Source organism: Ruegeria intermedia, assembly GCF_900129345.1.
GTDB classification, from domain to species: domain Bacteria; phylum Pseudomonadota; class Alphaproteobacteria; order Rhodobacterales; family Rhodobacteraceae; genus Ruegeria; species Ruegeria intermedia.
In genome coordinates this window covers 22,459-41,534 of the sequence record NZ_FQVK01000005.1, presented here as the reverse complement: position 1 = coordinate 41,534, position 19,076 = coordinate 22,459, and the positions used below count along the sequence as shown (strand labels likewise).

Below are 19,076 nucleotides of genomic sequence, written 5' to 3'. Positions count from 1 at the left end.
GCCCTCTTCATCTGGCCAAAAATATCCTCGGGGGGAATCGCGCCTTGGCGCGATGGGGGGCAGACAGCCCCCCGTTTACCCCATGGCCCGCAGGCGCTTGATCAACGCCGATGTGTCCCAGCGGCCGCCGCCCATCTTCTGCACATCCTTGTAGAACTGATCGACCAGCGCGGTCACCGGCAGCGATGCCCCGGTCTCGTCCGCCGTGTCCAGGCAGATGCCAAGGTCCTTGCGCATCCAGTCCACCGCAAAGCCGTGGTCGAAATGGTCGTCCAGCATGGTCTCGTACCGGTTCGACATCTGCCAGCTTCCGGCGGCCCCCTGGCTGATCACCTCGACCACTGCGCGCCCGTCCAGCCCGGCCTTCTCGGCAAAATGCAGCGCCTCGCTCAGGCCCTGCACCAGCCCCGCGATAGCGATCTGGTTGCACATCTTGGTCATCTGGCCCGCGCCGCTGTCCCCGATGCGGCGGCAGATCTTGGCATAGACCTGCATCACCGGCTCGGCCCGGTCATAGGCGGCCTGATCGCCGCCGCACATGATCGACAGAACCCCGTTCTCGGCCCCGGCCTGGCCGCCCGAGATCGGCGCATCGACGAAGGAGATCCCGCGCGCCTTGGCCGCCGCATACAGCTCGCGCGTGACCTTGGCCGAAACGGTGGTGTGGTCAACGAAAACCGCGCCTTCCGCCATGCCGTCGAACGCGCCGTCCTCGCCCGTGCAGACCATGCGCAGATCGTCGTCGTTGCCGACGCAGGCCATCACGAACTCGGCCCCCTCGGCGGCACCGCGCGGCGTGGTCGCCATCCGGCCACCATGCTGCGACACCCATTTCTCAGCCTTGGCCGCGGTGCGGTTGTAGACGGTCACCTCATGCCCGGCCGCCTGCAGATGCCCGGCCATCGGATAGCCCATGACGCCAAGGCCAAGGAATGCAACTTTCGCCATTTTCGAGATCCTCCCTGTGACCTGTCCGGGGCATTAAACGCCCACCGGCCGGAATGCTTGCCAAAGACAAAGCAAAGCCGCGCCCAAAGGGCAACCCCGCACCGGGAAACAGGCCGCAAATAATGGCCGTGCGTCACGCGCCGCTGATATTGCGCTCCATCAGGCGCTGGTACAGGCGTGGGGCCAGCCGGTTCAGCCACCAGGCCAGCCGCGCCACCCGGCCCACCGGGATGACGGGCCGCCCGCGATCCAGCCCTTGCAGGATCACGCGGGCGGCCGCCTCGGGGGTCATCTCGTCCATGCCGTCGCTGGCCGATCCGGGGCGTGCGGTGCCGTCGGGCTGCCGCTCGGCCCGGCCCGGGTTGGTCGCCACGAATGAGGGCGCCGCGATATGCACCCGCACGCCATGGGGCCGTTCTTCGGACCGCAGTGATTTGAAGAAACCTTCCAGCGCGTGCTTCGAGGCCGCATATGCCGTGCGGTGATACAGAGGCGCGAACCCCGCCACCGACGAGATCGCCAGATGCGCCCCGCGCGACCGGCGCAGCGCGGGCAGAAAGGCGCGGGCCATCGAGACGGCAGCGAAATAGTTGATCTCGAACACCCTGCGGTGGCTGGCGTCGTCGGACTGATCGAACCCGCAGATCTGGGTGATCCCGGCGTTGTAGACGACCAGATCGATGCTGTCGCAATGCGCAAGCGTATCGGTCACGGCGCGCGCCAGTTGCGCCGGATCGGTCAGATCACAGGCAATCGCCATCTGCGTGGCGCTGTCCTGCACCCCATCCACCCTCAGATCCAGCAGGACCACGCGCCATCCACGCTCTTGCAGCGCGGCCGAGAGCGCCTGGCCCAGGCCGCCGGCCCCGCCCGAGATCACTGCGGTTTTCACAGGCCCACACTCCTTTTCCAAAGGTCGAACACCTCGGCGCTGGTCTTCTGCGGGACATAGCCGAACACGGTTTTCAGCGCCGTGTTGTCCAGAACCGGTCGGTATTGCAGGAACCGCACCTGTTCGGGCCCGTAGCGCGACAGGCGCAAGGGTCGGGCCACGGCCAGCGCCGCCCTCAGCGCCCAGGCCGGCAGGCGCAGCACGGGTTTGTTCAGCGCGCGGGCCAGATCGTCGACGCTCAGCGCGCCGTCCCCGGCCACGTTGTACACCCCGGGCGGCCCATCGGTGGCCGCGCGTTTCAGGATGCGGGCCAGATCGCGGGTCCAGATGAACACGAAAGGGCTGTCGCTGCCTGCCACCGCCAGCAGGCGGGGTTTGCGGAACAGGGCCGTGATCTGGTTGTCGGTGCCGTCGCCCAGCACCGTGCCCACCCGCAGCACCACCTGTTCCAGCTGCGGCGCGGCTGTTCGGGCTCCGGCCAGCAATTCTTCGACCTGCCGCTTGTGGTCGGAATAGGGAAACTCGGGGTTGCCGCGCACCGGATCGGTTTCGCGCAGCGGCACGGGGTTGTCCGCGTGATAGCCATAGGCCGCTCCCGACGAGGTGACGACCAGCCGCCGCACGCCATGGGTCAGCGCGGCATCGACCACCTTGCGCGTGCCGCCCACATCCACCGCATGGGCCTCGGCCCGTGACATGCCTGGCGGCGGCGTGACGATCGAGGCCAGATGCACGATCACCTCGGGCTTCACCTTGGCGATCACCCGGGCCGGGTCGCCCGTGGTGACGTCCATGCGCAGAAACGGAACCTCGTCCGGCAGCGCGTCCGGGCGGCGCAGGTCGGTGGCAAACACCTCATGGTCGCTCAGCTCGTCCAGCAGGGCGCGGCCGACCAGGCCCGCAGCGCCGGTGATCAGAATGCGGGTCATCGGGCGGCCTCGGTCCGGGCCATCAGCTGCGCCAGCGCCAGCCCCGAGATGGCGTGCCAGATCCCCCAGAAGGCGGCCACCACGGCCATGCCGCCCAAGCCGTTGAAAAAGGCGAAGATCAGCACCAGCCCGAGGCCCGAATTCTGGATGCCGGTCTCGATCGTGACTGCACGCCGGTCAAAGGGGGACAGCCGGGTCAGAGTGGCCACAACCCAACCGCCCCCCAGTGCCAGGGCGTTGTGAAGGATCACAAGCCCGGCAACCGCCCCGGCGTAGCCCAGGAAGAAACTCCAGTTGGCCGCCAGGGCGAGTACGATGAAGGCCACGAAAATGGCCATCGACAGGATCTGCAGCGGCCCGCGCAGCCGCGCCGTCAGGGCGGGGCGCTTCTGGTTCAGGGTCACGCCCAGAACCAGAGGCAGGATCAGCATCAGCCCGACGATGATGGCGATCTGCACCGGGTCGATCTGGGTCTGCTGCAGAATCGCGCGGGTCGGCGGGTACAGACCGCCCCACAGCGCGATGTTGAACGGGGTCATCACGATGGCCCCGATGGTGGCGAAGGCGGTCATCGACACCGACAGCGCCGCGTTTCCGCCCGCCCGATGGGTGATGAAATTCGAAATATTGCCCCCCGGGCAGGCCGCCACCAGGATCAGCCCCAAGGCGATCGACGGGCGCGGCTCGGTCAGCCAGACCAGCAGGAAGGTCAGCGCCGGCAACACCAGGAATTGCGAGGCCAGTCCCACCACCACCGGCTTGGGCGCGCGCCGCAGCCGGTCGAAGTCGCGCGGCGACAGGTCGATGGCGATCGAGAACATCACGATCGCCAGGATCGCGTTCAGCAGGGTCAGCGAGCCGGGGCTGAAATTCAGCGTGATCTCGTCGATGCCGGTCATGCGCGGACTTTCCGGAACCGATCGATCCAGCTGGTGACGGCTTTGCGATAGGTCGCTTTGTCCACGTAATAGGCCATGCGGGGCAGGTTCAGGTACTGCATGCCTCCGGTGGCGCGCTGAAAGTCTTTTTGTTTTTCCGCCTTCAGCGCCGCGGCCACGGGGCAGCCGGACTGGAGACCCTTGATATAGCGCGCCACCATTTCGGCCTGCTCGTGGCGTCCTTGCCAGCCCAGCCCGGTGGCCTCGATCATGCCCAGCACGAACAGATCGTCGCGTTCGGGGTGCATGGCGTTCAGGTACAGATGCGGCGCGTCACCCTGCCAGTTCAGCAGGTTCGGGTCGATGAACGGGTAATGCAGCTTGTACCCGGTCGCGGCCAGAATCATGTCATAGTCGCTGGCGCTGCCGTCCTTGAAGTGAACGGTGCGGCCCTCGATCCGGTCGATGTCGGGGCGAATGCGCAGATCGCCGTGGCCCGCGTGATAAAGGACCAGCGAATTCACCACCGGGTGGCTTTCGTACAGTTTGTAGTCGGGCTTGGGAAAGCCGTATTTCTGCGGGTCGCCCACGAACCAGCGCAGGATCATCCCGTCGATCCGGCGCTTCAGCCACATGGGCAGGCGGATCATCCCGCCCAGCGTGTCGGCGGGTTTGCCAAAGACGTATTTCGGCACGAAATAATATCCGCGCCGCATCGACAAGTCGCACAGTTCGGCGTGATGGATGGCGTCCACCGCAATGTCGCACCCGGAATTGCCAGCACCCACGACCAGCACCCGCTTGCCGTGGAACTGGCTGGGATAGCGGTACTGCGCGGCGTGGATCAACTCGCCGTCGAACCGGCCGGGAAAATCGGGCATGTTGGGCTCCGACAGGGTACCGTTCGCGATCAGCACCCCGGCAAATTCACCGCTCTGCGTCCCTTGGTCGTCGCGCCAGGTGACCCGCCAGCCATCGCCCGGCGCGCCCAGCGGCGATGCGTCGATCACCTCGGCGTTGAACCTGTAAAGATCACGCAGTCCGAAATGATCGGCAAAGGCCCGGAAATAGTCTCGCATCTGCCGGTGGGACGGGTATTCGGCCACGTCGTCGCCAATCGGAAAATCGGCAAATTCGGTCATCGACTTGGACGAGATCAGATGCGCGGATTCATACATGGTCGACCGTGGCGCATCGATATCCCACAGCCCGCCCACATCTGAATGCAGCTCGAACCCCTGGAACGGGATGCCCTGTTCCTTCAGCACCTTGGCCGCCGCCAGCCCCATCGGACCTGCGCCGATCAAGGCATAAGCCTTGCGCGCCCGTGTCATGAACCCTCCCCTGCTCGTGGCGCTTAACTTGAACGATCGACCAAAATAAGGCAAGATGAAAAACATGAGCGCGAAATACATTGAAAAACAAAGGCAAAGGGCGCCGTCGGCCCGGTCGCTGGAAACCAAGGCGCGGATCCTGGACGCGGCCGAGGCGCTGTTTGCCGAGCGGGGATTCGAGGGCGCCTCGATCCGCGACATCGCCACGCGCGCCGGGGTGCAGGTGGGTCTGGTCCACCACCATGGCGGCGGCAAGGAAGAGCTGTTCTTCCAGACCGTCGCGCGCCGCGCCGACGCGCTTGCCCGGATCAGGATGCAGGCGCTGGAGGATCGGCGCGCGCAGGGCCCGCTGACCCTGCGGGGCATTCTGGACTGTTTCATCCGCCCCTATGTCAGCCTGGCCGAAACCGGCGGTCCGGGCTGGATGGCCTACGGGCGGCTGGTGGCACATGTGTCGGTCGATCCGCGCTGGCGCCATATTGCCGCCGAGTGTTTCGACCCCACCGCCCAGTTCTTCATCCGTGAGATCGCCGCGCTGTATCCGCAGGCCGACCCGGCGCTGTTGGCCACGGGCCAGGTCTATTCGGTCTCGGCGATGCTGGCGCATCTCAACAGCGCCTGGCGGGTGCAGGCGCTGTCGCAGGGGGGAGACCTGTCGGGGATCGACCAACTGGTCGAATTCTGCGCCGCGGGGATCGAGGCAATGGTGCACTCTGGCCGCGCTCGCCCCTGACCCATCTCAGTCGATGGCGCGGGCGGTTCCCGAGACGCGCACACCGTCGCCTCTCGCGGCGCCGATCTGAACGCGCAGAAGGGATCGCGCGCCCATATCCTCGCCTTGCACGATGTCGATTTCGCCGCCATGCGGCCAGTTCAGGTCGCGCAGATACCCGGCCAGTGCGGCGGCTGCGGCGCCGGTGGCGGGGTCTTCCAGCACCCCGCCGCTGGCAAAGGCGTTGCGGCTGTGAAACAGCCGGGGCGTTTCGGCCCAGATCAGGTTGATCGTGGTGAACCCCTGAGCCTGCATGAATTCGGCCCCGGTTTGCAGGTCATAATCCATCTGGGCCAGCCGGGCGCGAGACGTCAGCTCCAGGATCAAATGGTCATTGCCTGCATTGGCGATGGCGGGCGGCAGATCGGTGCTCAGGTCTCCGGGCGCAAGCCCGAACACGATCAGCGCCTGCGCCAGAACATCGTCAGCCACCGCGCGGCTGTGGGTCGGCGGTGACACCAGCGTGGCCGCAACCCTGTCGCCGTCACGCCGACCTTCGACCGAGATCTGCGCATCATTCAGTTGCAGCGCGTATTCGCCATCGCCGAACCGCTGCGCCAGCTGCGCCCCCAGCGCGATGGTGGCATGGCCGCAAAAGGCGACCTCGCCCACCGGCGCGAAATAGCGCACCCGCCAGCCCGCGCCCTGCGGCGCGGCAAAGGCGGTTTCGGAATAGCCGACATCGGCCGCGATCTTCTGCATCTCGGCGTCCGCGGGCAGAGCATCCGCGATCAGCACTCCGGCCGGGTTGCCCCCGGCGGGGCCATCGGAAAAGGCGGCGATACGGTCAACATGCGGGGTCATGGGTCAGTCCTCCGGTATGGGGCGCCCCCCGGACAGGCCGGGGGGCAAGGGGTCAGTTGATGCGGGCCAGGAAGTCCTGCATTTCGGCGGCGATCTCGGGGCCGTATTCCTCGAGCGCGAAATGCCCGGTGTCGAGGATGTGGAACTCCAGATCGGTCAGATCGTTCTTGTAGGGATGTGCGCCGTCCTCGGGGAAGATCACGTCATTCTTGCCCCACATCAACAGCGCGGGTGGCTGATGTTCGCGGAACAGCGCCTGCCATTTGGGGTATTCGCCCACATTGGTGCCGTAATCCAGAAACATCTCCAGCTGCACTTCCTGGTTTCCGGGGCGGTCCAGCAGGTACTGGACATGCCAGAAATTGTCCGGGCTGATCGCGTCGGGATTCCGGGTGCCGTGGGTGAACTGCCACTGGGTGGCATCCATGGTCAGGAAGGCGCGCAGGGCGTCGCCGTTTTCCTTGGTCGGATCGGCCCAATAGGCCTTGATCGGGTCCCAGAACTCGCGCAGGCCCGCGTCATAGGCGTTGCCGTTCTGGATGATGAAGCCGGTCACGCGGTCGGGATCCTCGGCGAACATCCGGAACCCCACCGGCGCGCCGTAGTCCATCAGATAGACGGCATAGCGATCGACGCCCTTCGCATCCAGCAGCTCGGTCATCATCCGCGCGGTGCCGGCAAAGCTGTAGTCGTATTCATCCGCCGGGGGCATGTCGGATGCACCAAAACCGGGATAGTCGGGCGCGATCACGTGGTAATCCTGCGCGAGCACCGGGATCAGGTTGCGGAACATGTGCGACGAGGTCGGAAAACCGTGCAGCAGCAGAACCGTCGGGTTGGCCGGGTCACCGGCCTCGCGATAGGCGATCTTCATGCCGTCGATGGTCTGGGCGCGGAACTGGGTCTGGAACGGGTCGGGCTCGGCGGCGCGCACGGCCTCGGGCGAGAGGTAGAAGCCGACGGTCACGACCGAGACGGCGAAGACCGATCCGGCGGTCAGGGTGGCAAGTGTGTTGGTAATCGCGCGTAGCATGGCATTGATACTCCTGTTGCTGACGGGTTCGGGGTATTGGGGGATCAGGCCTTTCGGGCCAGGGCCTGCTTCAGTTGGTCGTTCTCGGCTTGCAGCTGGGCCAGTTGGCGGCCAAGCGCGTTCAGATGCGGGCGCAGTTCGGCTTCGGTGAAGCGGGGGGTGATGTGGCGCGGGCAGTTCCAGTCCAGCGCCGCGACATGGATGATCGCCGCGCGTTCGGCCTCGGCCGCGTCGGGGAAAAGGTCGCGCGCGGCCTCGGCGCCTTCGCGAAAGTCCACGCGGCCCAGAATCTTGAGCCTGCGCTGGTTGGCATAATCCATCAGGATCAGCGCGATCCGGTCATTGCCGTCCAGATTCCCGCGCGAAATATACTGCTTGTTGCCCGAGAAATCGGCGTAACCGATCGTCCGGTCGTCCAGCACCTTCAGAAACCCCGCCGGGCCGCCGCGATACTGGACATAGGGCCAGCCGGTCTCGGACACGGTGGATTGATAGAACCCGTCGCGCGCCTCGATAAAGGCTTGCTCGGCGGGGCCGATCAGGTGGCCCTGCTGCGGGCCGCCGTCGATGAACTTTGCATAGGACGCGGCGGACCCCATCCGCTCTTGATGCGCGCGGACGGCGGAGGTGAAGGTCAGTTCGGAAAAGGCGCGGGGCATGGGAGGCCTCCTTTCACAGGTTCAGGTCGGACAGGCCGGGATGGTCGGCGGGCCGCGGCCCCAGGGGCCAGTGAAACAGGCGCTGGGCGTCGGTGATCGGCAGATCGTTCAACGATGTATGTCGCCGGGCCATCCGGCCATCGGCGGCAAACTCCCAGTTCTCGTTGCCGTAGGACCGGAACCAATGCCCGCTGTCGTCGTGCCATTCATAGGCATAGCGCACCGCGATGCGGTTCCCGTCACAGGCCCACAGTTCCTTGATCAGGCGATAGTCCAGTTCGGTGCGCTATTTGCGGGTCAGAAAGGCGTGGATCTCGGCGTGGCCGGTCAGGAACTCAGCCCGGTTCCGCCACTGGCTGTCCTCGGTATAGGCCGGGGTCACGATGTCGGGGTTGCGGCTGTTCCAGGCGTCTTCGGCCTTGCGGACCTTTTCGATGGCGGTCTGCGTCGTGAACGGGGGCAGGGGTGGGCGCTGCATGGTCAGAGACTTTCAGGCGAGGGTGGCGGCCAGAAGGGCCACGGTCAGAAGGAAGGGAACATAGCTTGCGGGAAATGGGCTGGCGCGGCGTCGCATCGGTCATATCCTTTGGGTGTACAGATCGGTAAACTGTGCTGATAAGGTGTACAGAACGGTTAACGTTTTCAACCCTTGAGCCGAAAAAAGTTTTTCGTTCTGCCTTGCTGGGTGGACAATAAGCATTAAAAACAGCGGCTTCGGCGGTGTGAATTGCACCTGAACGACAAAGGAATTATGTACTGATCGGTACGTAAAGGAGCCGAATCATGCGTCCGAACAAACGGGATGAGCTGGTCCGCAAGGCACTGCAGGTGTTTTACCGCGACGGGTTTCACGCCACCGGAATGGACCGGTTGGTGGTCGAAACCGGCGTGTCCAAGACCTCGATGTACAAGCATTTCCGCACCAAGGAGGAGCTGATCCTGGCGGTGCTGCGCCTGCGGGACGAGAATTTCCGCAACTGGTTCGTGCGCCGGATCGAGGAACTGGCCGACACCCCCGCCGATCAACTGCTGGCCGCGTTCGACGCGCTGGGCGAATGGTTCCACGAGGATAACTTTCGCGGCTGCATGTTCATCAAGGCCGGGGCCGAGTACCAAGACCCCGACCACCCGATCCATGTGCAGGCCGGAGAGCACAAGCGCCTGCTGCTGGAATATTTCTCCGACCTGTGTCGCAAGGCCGGCGCGCGGGACCCGGACAAGCTGGCCTGCCAGCTGCTGCTGTTGAAAGAGGGTGCGATCGTCACCGCCGTGCTGCTGCACAGCTGCGATCTGGCGCGCGATGCGAAAGAGGCCGCGCAGGTCCTTTTGCAGAACGCACTGGTCTGACCGGCCGAAACCCGCTTTAGTGGCCCAACGGGCAGAGAGCGGGAGTGTCATGGATCAAGCTGCGGATTTCTTTGAGGAATGCCAGGTCCTCGACCATGCCCTTGCGGGACTTGGTACCAGCGACTGGCGCACCGTGACCCAATTCAAGGGCTGGACGATCGACGACGTGCTGGTGCACCTGCATTTCTGGAACCAGATGGCCGACCTGTCGCAGCGCGACCCGGATGCGTTCGACGCAAGGGTTCGGCAGGTGATGCCGCGCATTCAGGCCGAGGGCTTTCGCGCCACGGAAAACGCCGCGATCCCCGAGCGGGGCCATGACCTGCGGCTGGCCTGGCGCGATCTGTACACCCGCATGGCTTATTGTTGGGCTCTGCTGGACCCAAAGGCACGGGTCAAATGGGTGGGACCGGACATGTCGGTGCGGTCCTCGATGACCGCGCGGCAGATGGAGACCTGGGCGCATGGGCAGGAGGTGTTCGACATTCTCGGCCTGACCCGGCCCGAGACCGACCGGATCCGCAACATCGTCGTGCTGGGGGTGAACACCTTTGGCTGGACCTTCACGGTGCATGGCCGCCCGGTGCCACCGGTGGCACCTCATCTGCGCCTGACCGCGCCCTCGGGGGCGCTGTGGGAATTCGGCGCGCCCGGCGCCGACCTGATCGAAGGGCCGGCCGTCGATTTCTCCCGCGTGGTGACCCAGACCCGAAACGTGGCGGATACCGGCCTGTCGGTGCAGGGGCCGGTCGCGCAGGAGTGGATGGCCATCGCCCAGTGTTTCGCCGGTGCCCCGGAAACGCCGCCGCCGCCCGGTGCCCGGCACCGCGTAGGGCATTGACGCCAAAGGACGTTGCGTAGCGGCGCAAACCGACGCGGCGTCACCCGGATTGGCGGAATCGGCGGCGAAAGCTACCCTTTTCGCCAACAGAATTCCGGAGAACCAATCATGGCGCTTTTTACCTCGACCGCTTCCTGGGTCACTGACGAACACCGCATGTTTGCCGAAATGGCCGGGCGGTTCATGGATGATGAACTGGTGCCAAACATCGAGGCCTGGGCCGAGCAGGGCGTGGTCGACCGTGACTTCTGGCGGAAGGCCGGGGAAACCGGGCTGATGGCCGGGGCCATCCCCGAGGAATTCGGCGGTGTCGGCGGCGGCATGGGTTTTGATGCGGTCACGATCTATGAGCAGACCTCGCGGGGGGATGCGGGCTGGGGCTATGGCATCCAGTCGATCGTGACCCACTACATCACCGCCTATGGCAGCGAGGAACAAAAGCGCAAATGGCTGCCCAAGCTGGCCTCGGGCGAGATGGTCGGCGCGCTGGCCATGACCGAACCGGGCACCGGCTCGGACGTGCAGGCGATCCGCACCACCGCCGAGAAGGATGGCAATTCCTACCGGATGAACGGGTCCAAGATCTTCATCACCAACGGCCAGACCGCCGACCTGATCATCGTGGCTGCCAAAACCGACAAGTCGCTGGGGGCCAAGGGTGTGTCGCTGATCGCGGTCGAGACCGAGGGGGCCGAGGGCTTCCGCCGGGGGCGCAACCTCAAGAAGCTGGGCATGAAGGCCAATGACACCGCCGAGCTGTTCTTCGAGGACGTGAAGGTGCCGATGACCAACCTGCTGGGCTCCGAGGAAGGGCAGGGCTTCTATCAGTTGATGAAGCAGCTGCCGTGGGAGCGCCTGACCATCGGCATCATGGCGCTGGGCGCGATCGATTTCGCCATCGCCGAGACGGTCAAATACACCCAGGAACGCAAGGCGTTCGGCCAACGGGTGATGGACTTCCAAAACACCCGCTTCAAGTTGGCGGAATGCAAGACGAAGGCCGAGGTGCTGCGCAGCTTTGTCAATGACTGCATCGCCAAGCTGGAGGCCGGTCAGCTGGACGCGGCCACTGCCTCGATGGTGAAATACTGGGGCTCCGAGGTGCAGAACGAGATCATGCACGAATGCCTGCAGCTGTTTGGCGGCTATGGCTTCATGATGGAATATCCGATCGCGCGGCTTTATGCGGATGCGCGGGTGCAGATGATCTATGGCGGCACCAACGAGGTGATGAAGGAACTTATCGCCCGCTCGATCGACGTCTGACCGGGCGCTCCCGCCCGTCGTCAACGGCCCTGGCGGGCCGCCTCCTCCGGTTGGGCCCGGCCGCGCCCGAGCGATGCTCGGCCGCGGCTGACGCGCTGTCCGTCCGCCCCATTGCCGTATGTCCGGTGGTCTGCCAGACTGACGGGAATGGCGTGACCGTCACCCGGCAGGAGGCCCCATGACCGCATCGAACAAGGACCGGATCCGCGCGTTGCTGAAAAGCATAGAAACCGGCGATCCGGGGCCGGTTTCGGTGGTCAACGAAGCGAAATACATCCAGCACAACCCGCAGACCCACGAGGGCAGCGAGGGGCTGGCGGCCCTGTTTCAGCGCCTGTCCCGGACCTCTCCGCGGGTCAATGTCGTGCGGGCCTTCGAGGACGGGGATTTCGTGTTCGCCCATACCGAATACGATTTCTCTCGCCGCAATATCGGGTTCGAACTGTTCCGCTTTGAAGATGGTCGCGCGGTCGAGCATTGGGACAATATCCAGCCGCGGCAGGGGCCGAACCTGTCGGGCCATTCCATGGTGGACGGACCCACCGAGGCGCGTGACCTTGACCGGACCGAAGACAACCGCGCCCTCGTTCGCGCCTGTGTCATGCGGGTTCTGATGGATGGTGATACGGGCAGTTTGTCGGCATTTCTCGATGCCGCGGCTTTCACCGAACACAACCCGCGACTGGGCGACGACCTTTCTCTGCTGCACGGCGCATTGTCTGAACGCCGCGCGGATCGTCGGCGGATCGACTATCACCGGCTGCATCGCGTGTTGGCCGAGGGAGATTTCGTTCTGACCCAGTGCGAAGGCGAGTTCGATGGTGTTCCCACTGCCTTCTACGATCTGTTCCGCGTTGCGGAAGGCAAGATCGTCGAACATTGGGACACGAATGAAAAGGTCGCCCCCGAAAGCGAATGGAAGAACGACAACGGCAAATTCTGAGCGTCCTTCGGATCAGGCCGGGGGCGCCGTCAACAGCCCGAGCAGCCATGCCCGAAACGAGGCCAGCGGCGCTGATTCCGCCCGGTTCTGCGGCCAGACCAGGAAATAATCGCCCAGGTTGACCGGCGGCCCCTGCCAGGCCGGGATCAGCTTGCCGCGCTCGAATTCCTGCCCGACCAGATAGCTTGGCAGCAAGGCAACGCCCAACCCGTGAATGGTCGCCTGGATCATGGTCGAGAACTGATCGAACAGCATCCCGCGCAGGCCCGTGGCGGTGATACCTTGCGCCGCGAACCACTGCTCCCAGGCGTCGGGTCGGGTGTCGAGATGCAGAAGCGGTGCATTCAACAGCCAGTCCGGGTGCTCCGAGGCTTCCTGCGCCAGCGCCGGCGCGCAGACCGGCAGAACCTCTTCGCGCATGATCGGCAGGTAGTTCACACCGGCCCAGTCGCGCTGGCCGAAATGGATGGCCGCGTCGAACGGTTCCGCCACGAAATCGAAGGGTTTCAGCCGCGTGCTCAGGTTCACCGTCACCTCGGGGTGGCGACGGGCGAAATCCTGCAGGCGCGGCGCCAGCCAGTGCATGCCGAAGGCGGGCAGGATCGAAAGGTTCAGCGACCCGCCTGTGGGGTTGGCCTTCAGCTTCAGCGAAGCCTGCGCCAGTTGCTGCAACGCCGCCCGCGCGGTTTCCACGTATTCTCGGGCTGCCGGTGTCAGGTGCAGCCGCATCTGGTTGCGCTGGATCAGCGTCACGCCCAGTTGTTCTTCGACCGCCTTCAACTGGCGGCTGATCGCGCTTTGAGTCAGCGACAATTCCTCGGCCGCCGCCGAGGCGCTGCCCAGGCGGTCGACTGCCTCGAGTGCCAGCAGAGACGAGATCGAGGGAAGAAAACGACGTGGCGCAATCATATGATCAATCCTCATACCTTTTGAACTGAATATCACTGGCATTCCAGGCCTGCCACTGAAATACATGGACATTCAGCAGCTGGCGGATCCCAAGGCATGAGCATTCCGAACAGTCCAAAGCCAAGAGGCCGATGGCGCGCGGTTTTGGCGCCTCGGGACGTTTTCGGCTTTTTTCTGCCCCCGACATCGCTAGCCTGACCCAAAGGCCGGCCGCAGATCGCCGGTGTTCCAAAGTGACCGCGGAGAACTCATGGATCGCGCCCAGATCGTTCACGAAAACTTCCTGACCCGCGTCGCCGCGCGCGACCTGCCCGCAGGCGCACTGCCGCGCCCGGGCCTGACCGCGCCCGAGGCGGTGTCGCTGTTCCGCTCGCAGGTGCTCAGCCGCGCCTTGGACCGCACCAGCCGGGCGATGCAGAAGGCGGGGCAGGGGTTCTATACCATCGGCTCGTCCGGGCACGAGGGCATGGCCGCCGTGGCCCATGCCCTGCGCCCGACCGACATCGCCTTTCTGCACTATCGCGACGCCGCCTTTCAGATCGCCCGGGCCGAGCAGGTGCCCGGCCAGCAGATCGCCTGGGACATGCTGCTGAGCTTTGCCTGCTCCAAAGAGGACCCGACCTCGGGCGGGCGGCACAAGGTGCTGGGCTCCAAGGCGCTGATGATCCCGCCGCAGACCTCGACCATTGCCAGCCACCTGCCCAAGGCGGTGGGCGCGGCCTACAGTCTGGGCGCGGCGCGGCGGCACGACCCTGAACACCGGCAACTGCCCGAGGACGGCATCGCCATGTGTTCCTTCGGTGATGCGTCCGCGAACCATTCCACCGCGCAGGGCGCGATCAACACCGCCGGCTGGACCAGCGTCCAGTCGATCCCGCTGCCGCTGCTTTTTGTCTGCGAGGACAACGGCATCGGCATCTCGGTCAAGACGCCCAAGGGCTGGATTCAGGCCTCGATGGAGCATCGCCCGGGTATCAGGTATTTCCAGGCCAACGGGCTGGACATCTATGAAACCTTCGCGGTGGCGCAGCAGGCGGCCGAATACGTCCGCACCCGGCGCAAGCCGGCCTTCCTGCATCTGAAAACCGTGCGGCTGTATGGCCATGCGGGGGCGGATGTGCCCACCACCTATCTCAGCCGCGCCGAGGTCGAGGCCGACGAGGCCAACGACCCGCTGCTGCATTCGGTGCGCCTGCTGGATCAGGCCGGGGCGCTGTCGCCCGATCAGGCGCTGAAGATCTATGAACAGACCTGCGCCCGCACCGACCGCATCGCGGCCGATGCCGCCACCCGCCCGCATCTGTCCACCGCCGCCGAGGTCGCGGCCAGCCTGATCCCGCCGAAACGCCCCTGCAAGCCCACCAACGGCCCCAGCGCCGAGGCCCGCGCCGCCACCTTCGGCAGCGACCTGCGCGCGATGGACGACCCGCAGCCGATGGCGCGCCTGATCAACTGGGCGCTGACCGACCTGATGCTGGAACATGGCGAGATCGTCTGCATGGGCGAGGACGTGGGCCGCAAGGGCGGCGTCTATGGCGTGACGCAGAAGCTGCAGGCGCGCTTCGGCCCCGACCGGGTGATCGACACGCTGCTGGACGAACAGTCCATCCTTGGCCTTGCCATCGGCATGGCGCACAACGGTTTCGTCCCGATCCCCGAGATCCAGTTCCTCGCCTATCTGCACAATGCCGAGGACCAGATCCGGGGCGAGGCCGCCACGCTGCCCTTCTTCTCGAACGGGCAGTTCACCAACCCGATGGTCGTGCGCATCGCCGGGCTGGGATACCAGAAGGGCTTTGGCGGCCATTTCCACAACGACAACTCGCTGGCGGTGCTGCGCGACATTCCGGGCGTCATCATCGCCTGCCCCTCGACCGGGGCGGATGCGGCGCGGATGCTGCGCGAATGCGTGCGGCTTGCGCGCGAGGAGCAGCGCGTGGTGGTGTTCCTGGAACCCATCGCGCTCTACCCGATGCGCGACCTGCACGAGGGGCAGGACGGCGCGTGGATGACCCGCTATCCCGCCCCCGGCGAACGCATCGCGCTGGGCGAGGTGGGCGTGCATGGCGACGGCACCGATCTGGCGATCGTGACCTACGGCAACGGGCACTACCTGTCGAAACAGGCGCTGCCCGAGCTGGCAGCGGCGGGCCTCAAGACCCGCATCATCGACATGCGCTGGCTGGCGCCGCTGCCGGAACAGGCGCTGCTTGAGGCGACCAAGGGCTGCAAGCACGTCCTGATCGTCGATGAATGCCGCCGCACCGGCAGCCAGTCCGAGGCGCTGATGACGCTGTTTGCCGAGCAGACCGACCTGCCCACCGCCCGCGTGGTGGCCGAGGATTGCTTCATCGCCACCGGCCCCGCCTATGCCGCGCCGCTGCCCTCGAAGGATGGCATCGTGGCCGCCGCCCTGACTCTGACCGGAGCCGCAAAATGACCCGCACCGCCGTCGTGATCTGCCCCGGCCGGGGCACCTACAACAAGCCCGAGCTGGGCTATCTGCACCGTCACCATTCGAACCGGATGGAACTTTTCCGCGAATTCGACGCGATCCGCGCCGAGACAGGCCAAGAGGCGGTGACCGCGCTGGACGGCGCGTCGCGCTTCTCGGTCAGCAAGTATTCGCGCGGTGACGTGGCCTCGCCCCTGATCTATGCCGCCGCGCTGGCCGATGCGCAGGCTCTGGCCGAGGATATCGAGGTGGTGGCCGTCACCGGCAACTCGATGGGTTGGTATATCGCGCTGGCCGCCGCGGGGGCGCTGTCGCCCGAAAACGGGTTCCGGGTGGTCAACACCATGGGCACGCTGATGCAGACCCATCTGATCGGCGGGCAGCTGGTCTATCCCTTCACCGGCGACGACTGGCGCGACGACCCGGCCCGAAAGGCCGAGCTGTTGGCCGAGGTGGCGCGCATCGACGCCCTGCCCGAACATGACCTTGCCTTGTCGATCGACCTGGGCGGGATGCTGGTTCTGGCCGGCAACGAAGCCGGTCTCAAGGCCTTCGAGGCCGCGCAGCCGGTGGTGCAGGAACGGTTCCCGATGCGGCTGGCCAACCACGCGGCCTTTCACACGCGCCTTCAGGCCCCGGTGGCGCAGGAGGGCCGCCGCCAACTGCCCGCCACGCTGTTCACCCAGCCCGACCTGCCGATGATCGACGGGCGCGGCAAGATCTGGTGGCCGGGGGCCACCGACACGGGCGCGCTGTGGGATTACACGCTGGGCCATCAGGTAACCGAGCCCTACGATTTCACCCGCGCGGTGCAGACCGCCGCCCGCGAATTCGCGCCCGACCTGTTCATCGTCACCGGCCCCGGTGCCACGCTGGGCGGCGCGGTGGCGCAGTCGCTGGTGCTGGCCAACTGGCGCGGCATGTCCGACAAGGAGGGTTTCCAGGCCCTGCAGGCGCAGGACCCGTTCCTGATCGCGCTGGGGCGCGAGGATCAAAGACCCCTTGCCATCGGCTGAGCCCTCGGGAAATCTGCGCGCGCATTCAAGGACATCCCGCCATGACCACCGACCCGGAAATCAGCCTGTGGACCAAGACCAGCCGCGAGCGGGTGGACGCCCCGCCCCTGACCGGGTCCGCCACGGTGGACCTCGCCGTGATCGGCGGCGGCTATACGGGCTGCTCGGTGGCGCTGCACGCGGCGCAGGCGGGGGCCTCGGTCTGTCTGCTCGAGGCGCACCAGATCGGCCATGGCGGGTCGGGCCGCAACGTCGGGCTGGCCAATGCCGGGCTGTGGCTGCCCCCGGCCGAGATCCGCGCCCATCTGGGTGACGCGGCGGGCGACAGGCTGATCGCCCTGCTGGCGCAGGCCCCGGCCGAGGTGTTCCGCCTGATCCGTGACCACGCCATCGATTGCGAGCCGGTGCAGGCCGGAACCCTGCACCTGGCCCATTCGCCCAAGGGCCTGCGCGACCTGCAGACCCGCCACGAGCAACTGTCATCCGACGGCGCGCCGGTGGAGCTGCTGTCCGCGCAGGACACCACCCGCCGCACCGGCAGCGCGGCGTTTCACGGCGCCATTTTCGATCCGCGCGCCGGGACGATCCAGCCGCTGGCCTATGTGCAGGGCCTCGCCCGCGCGGCGCAGCAGGCCGGGGCCGCGATCCACGCCAACAGCCCGGTGCAGGCCCTGCGCCGCGATGGCGAGATATGGCATCTGGACACGCCGCAGGGTTCGGTGCGCGCCAAGGCGCTGATCCAGGCCACCAACGCCTATCACGCGGGGCTGCCCGACACCCGGCAGGACTATGTGCCGGTCTACTACTTCCAATACGCCACCGACCCGCTGCCCGAGGAGATCCGCGCCACCCTGCTGCCGGGGGGCGAGGGCTGTTGGGATACCGGGCTGATCATGACCTCGTTCCGCATGGATCAAGCCGGGCGGCTGGTGATCGGGGCGATGGGCGATCTGGGCCACGCGGGCAGTTTCGCCCATCGCGGCTGGATCACGCGCAAACTGGCGCAGATCTTTCCCGCGCTGGCCGACCAGCCGCTGAAGGACGGCTGGCACGGGCGCATCGCCATGACCGCGGACCATATCCCGAAGCTGGTGCAGATCGGGCCGAACGCGCTGTCGGCGCATGGCTATTCCGGGCGCGGGATCGGGCCGGGCACGGTGTTCGGCCGCATGATGGCCGACAGCCTGCTGTCTGGCGACCCCGCCCGCCTGCCGCTGCCGCCCGTGCCTGCGCACAGCGAAAGCTGGACAGGCCTGCGCCGCGCCTTTTTTGAGGCCGGCGCGGCGCTGACACATCTGGTCAAGGCAAGGGTCTGACCGATCAGACCGAGCGGGTGATCCCGCCATCCACCCGGATGTTCTGCCCGGTGATGTAGCCGCCGCCTTCCGAGGCCAGAAACGCGATGACCGAGGCGATCTCGTCATAGCTGCGCCCATAGCGGCCCATGGGGATCCTGGCCTTGAACTCCTCCTTTTCCGGCAGGCTGTCGATGAAGCCGGGCAGGACGTTGTTCATGCGGATGTTCTCGGCGGCATACTTGTCGGCGAACAGCTTGGTGAACGCCGCCAGCCCGGCCCGGAACACGCCCGAGGTCGGAAAGACCGGGTCCGGCTCAAACGCCGCGAAGGTCGAGATGTTGATGATCGACCCGCCGCCCTGCGCCTGCATGATCGGGGTGACCAGCCGGGTGGGGCGCACCGCGTTCAGGAAATAGACCTCCATGCCGAGGTGCCAGTCCTCGTCGGTCAGCTCCAGCACCGGCGCGCGGGGTCCGTGCCCGGCCGAGTTCACCAGAACGTCGATCCGCCCCCAGTGGGCCATTGCCGCATCCACCAGCCTCTGCAGATCGTCAGTCGACTGGTTCGAGCCGGTCACGCCCACGCCGCCCAGCTCGGCTGCCAGTGCCTCGCCCTTGCCGGACGAGGACAGAATGCCCACCTTGAACCCGTCCGCCGCCAGCCGCCGCGCCGCATCCGCGCCCATGCCGCTGCCGCCGGCGGTGATCAGAGCCACTTTTTCCGTCATCTTCGTTCTCCGTTTCAATCTGTCG

At 66.0% G+C, this 19,076-nt stretch carries 19 protein-coding genes and 1 pseudogene; 8 read left to right on the top strand and 12 right to left on the bottom strand.

Annotated features, from left to right (window positions below):
* Positions 1-75 precede the first annotated feature (75 nt).
* The 5 genes from F3H26_RS05070 to F3H26_RS05050 all read right to left on the bottom strand — a co-directional run bounded on the left by F3H26_RS05070 (position 76) and on the right by F3H26_RS05050 (position 4,981).
* Positions 76-948 (bottom strand): NAD(P)-dependent oxidoreductase, encoded by an 873-nt coding sequence (locus tag F3H26_RS05070; RefSeq protein WP_149774983.1) that lies wholly within the window; start codon positions 946-948, stop codon positions 76-78.
* A gap of 133 nt (positions 949-1,081) precedes the next feature.
* A complete protein-coding gene (locus F3H26_RS05065; RefSeq protein ID WP_149774982.1) occupies positions 1,082-1,840 on the bottom strand; it encodes an SDR family NAD(P)-dependent oxidoreductase in 759 nt (252 codons plus the stop codon).
* Entirely contained in the window at positions 1,837-2,769 is a 933-nt protein-coding gene (locus tag F3H26_RS05060) for an SDR family oxidoreductase (RefSeq protein ID WP_149774981.1), read from the bottom strand. Before F3H26_RS05060 ends, F3H26_RS05065 begins: the two co-directional genes overlap by 4 nt.
* A complete protein-coding gene (locus F3H26_RS05055; protein WP_149774980.1) occupies positions 2,766-3,668 on the bottom strand; it encodes a bile acid:sodium symporter family protein in 903 nt (300 codons plus the stop codon). The genes F3H26_RS05060 and F3H26_RS05055 overlap by 4 nt, the downstream gene beginning before the upstream one ends.
* Positions 3,665-4,981 (bottom strand): flavin-containing monooxygenase, encoded by a 1,317-nt coding sequence (locus F3H26_RS05050; protein ID WP_149774979.1) that lies wholly within the window; start codon positions 4,979-4,981, stop codon positions 3,665-3,667. The genes F3H26_RS05055 and F3H26_RS05050 overlap by 4 nt, the downstream gene beginning before the upstream one ends.
* A gap of 64 nt (positions 4,982-5,045) precedes the next feature.
* Between F3H26_RS05050 and F3H26_RS05045 the strand changes: the two genes are divergently transcribed.
* Complete coding sequence (locus tag F3H26_RS05045) at positions 5,046-5,714, top strand: TetR/AcrR family transcriptional regulator (RefSeq protein ID WP_149774978.1); 669 nt, start codon at positions 5,046-5,048, stop codon at positions 5,712-5,714.
* A 6-nt stretch (positions 5,715-5,720) separates the two neighbouring features.
* On the opposite strand, the gene F3H26_RS05040 is transcribed toward F3H26_RS05045, so the two are convergent.
* From F3H26_RS05040 to F3H26_RS05025, 4 genes and pseudogenes are all read right to left on the bottom strand, one after another.
* Positions 5,721-6,557 (bottom strand): PhzF family phenazine biosynthesis protein, encoded by an 837-nt coding sequence (locus F3H26_RS05040; protein ID WP_149774977.1) that lies wholly within the window; start codon positions 6,555-6,557, stop codon positions 5,721-5,723.
* A 52-nt stretch (positions 6,558-6,609) separates the two neighbouring features.
* Positions 6,610-7,590 (bottom strand): alpha/beta fold hydrolase, encoded by a 981-nt coding sequence (locus F3H26_RS05035; protein ID WP_149774976.1) that lies wholly within the window; start codon positions 7,588-7,590, stop codon positions 6,610-6,612.
* Positions 7,591-7,634: 44 nt separating this feature from the next.
* On the bottom strand, positions 7,635-8,249 hold the full coding sequence (locus F3H26_RS05030) for a pyridoxamine 5'-phosphate oxidase family protein (RefSeq protein WP_149774975.1): 615 nt from the start codon (positions 8,247-8,249) through the stop codon (positions 7,635-7,637).
* 13 nt (positions 8,250-8,262) lie between these two features.
* A pseudogene (locus F3H26_RS05025) lies at positions 8,263-8,727 on the bottom strand (nuclear transport factor 2 family protein).
* 305 nt (positions 8,728-9,032) lie between these two features.
* On the opposite strand from F3H26_RS05025, the gene F3H26_RS05020 reads away from it, so the two are divergent.
* The 4 genes from F3H26_RS05020 to F3H26_RS05005 all read left to right on the top strand — a co-directional run bounded on the left by F3H26_RS05020 (position 9,033) and on the right by F3H26_RS05005 (position 12,646).
* Positions 9,033-9,596: a TetR/AcrR family transcriptional regulator gene (locus tag F3H26_RS05020; RefSeq protein WP_149774974.1), complete on the top strand. Its 564-nt coding sequence runs from the start codon at positions 9,033-9,035 to the stop codon at positions 9,594-9,596.
* 49 nt (positions 9,597-9,645) lie between these two features.
* Positions 9,646-10,437 (top strand): TIGR03084 family metal-binding protein, encoded by a 792-nt coding sequence (locus F3H26_RS05015; protein ID WP_149774973.1) that lies wholly within the window; start codon positions 9,646-9,648, stop codon positions 10,435-10,437.
* Positions 10,438-10,545: 108 nt separating this feature from the next.
* The gene (locus F3H26_RS05010) at positions 10,546-11,703 is read left to right on the top strand and encodes an acyl-CoA dehydrogenase family protein (RefSeq protein WP_149774972.1); all 1,158 of its coding nucleotides are present in this window, start codon (positions 10,546-10,548) and stop codon (positions 11,701-11,703) included.
* A 178-nt stretch (positions 11,704-11,881) separates the two neighbouring features.
* Positions 11,882-12,646 carry a nuclear transport factor 2 family protein gene (locus F3H26_RS05005; protein ID WP_149774971.1) on the top strand — a complete coding sequence of 255 codons (765 nt, stop codon included), beginning with the start codon at positions 11,882-11,884 and terminating at the stop codon, positions 12,644-12,646.
* Between the two features lie 12 nt (positions 12,647-12,658).
* On the opposite strand, the gene F3H26_RS05000 is transcribed toward F3H26_RS05005, so the two are convergent.
* Positions 12,659-13,555, bottom strand: a complete 897-nt coding sequence (locus F3H26_RS05000) for a LysR substrate-binding domain-containing protein (RefSeq protein WP_149774970.1) — start codon at positions 13,553-13,555, stop codon at positions 12,659-12,661.
* Positions 13,556-13,559: 4 nt separating this feature from the next.
* Complete coding sequence (locus F3H26_RS04995; protein WP_149774969.1) at positions 13,560-13,829, bottom strand: hypothetical protein; 270 nt, start codon at positions 13,827-13,829, stop codon at positions 13,560-13,562.
* On the opposite strand from F3H26_RS04995, the gene F3H26_RS04990 reads away from it, so the two are divergent.
* From F3H26_RS04990 to F3H26_RS04980, 3 genes are read left to right on the top strand one after another with little or no spacing between them, the layout of a single operon-like run.
* Entirely contained in the window at positions 13,806-15,995 is a 2,190-nt protein-coding gene (locus F3H26_RS04990) for a dehydrogenase E1 component subunit alpha/beta (RefSeq protein ID WP_149774968.1), read from the top strand. The two genes, F3H26_RS04995 and F3H26_RS04990, sit on opposite strands and share 24 nt — an antisense overlap.
* Positions 15,992-17,026, top strand: a complete 1,035-nt coding sequence (locus F3H26_RS04985) for an ACP S-malonyltransferase (RefSeq protein WP_149774967.1) — start codon at positions 15,992-15,994, stop codon at positions 17,024-17,026. Before F3H26_RS04990 ends, F3H26_RS04985 begins: the two co-directional genes overlap by 4 nt.
* 41 nt (positions 17,027-17,067) lie before the next feature.
* The gene (locus F3H26_RS04980) at positions 17,068-18,342 is read left to right on the top strand and encodes an NAD(P)/FAD-dependent oxidoreductase (RefSeq protein WP_149774966.1); all 1,275 of its coding nucleotides are present in this window, start codon (positions 17,068-17,070) and stop codon (positions 18,340-18,342) included.
* A 4-nt stretch (positions 18,343-18,346) separates the two neighbouring features.
* On the opposite strand, the gene F3H26_RS04975 is transcribed toward F3H26_RS04980, so the two are convergent.
* Positions 18,347-19,051: an SDR family oxidoreductase gene (locus tag F3H26_RS04975; protein WP_149774965.1), complete on the bottom strand. Its 705-nt coding sequence runs from the start codon at positions 19,049-19,051 to the stop codon at positions 18,347-18,349.
* Positions 19,052-19,076: the final 25 nt, after the last annotated feature.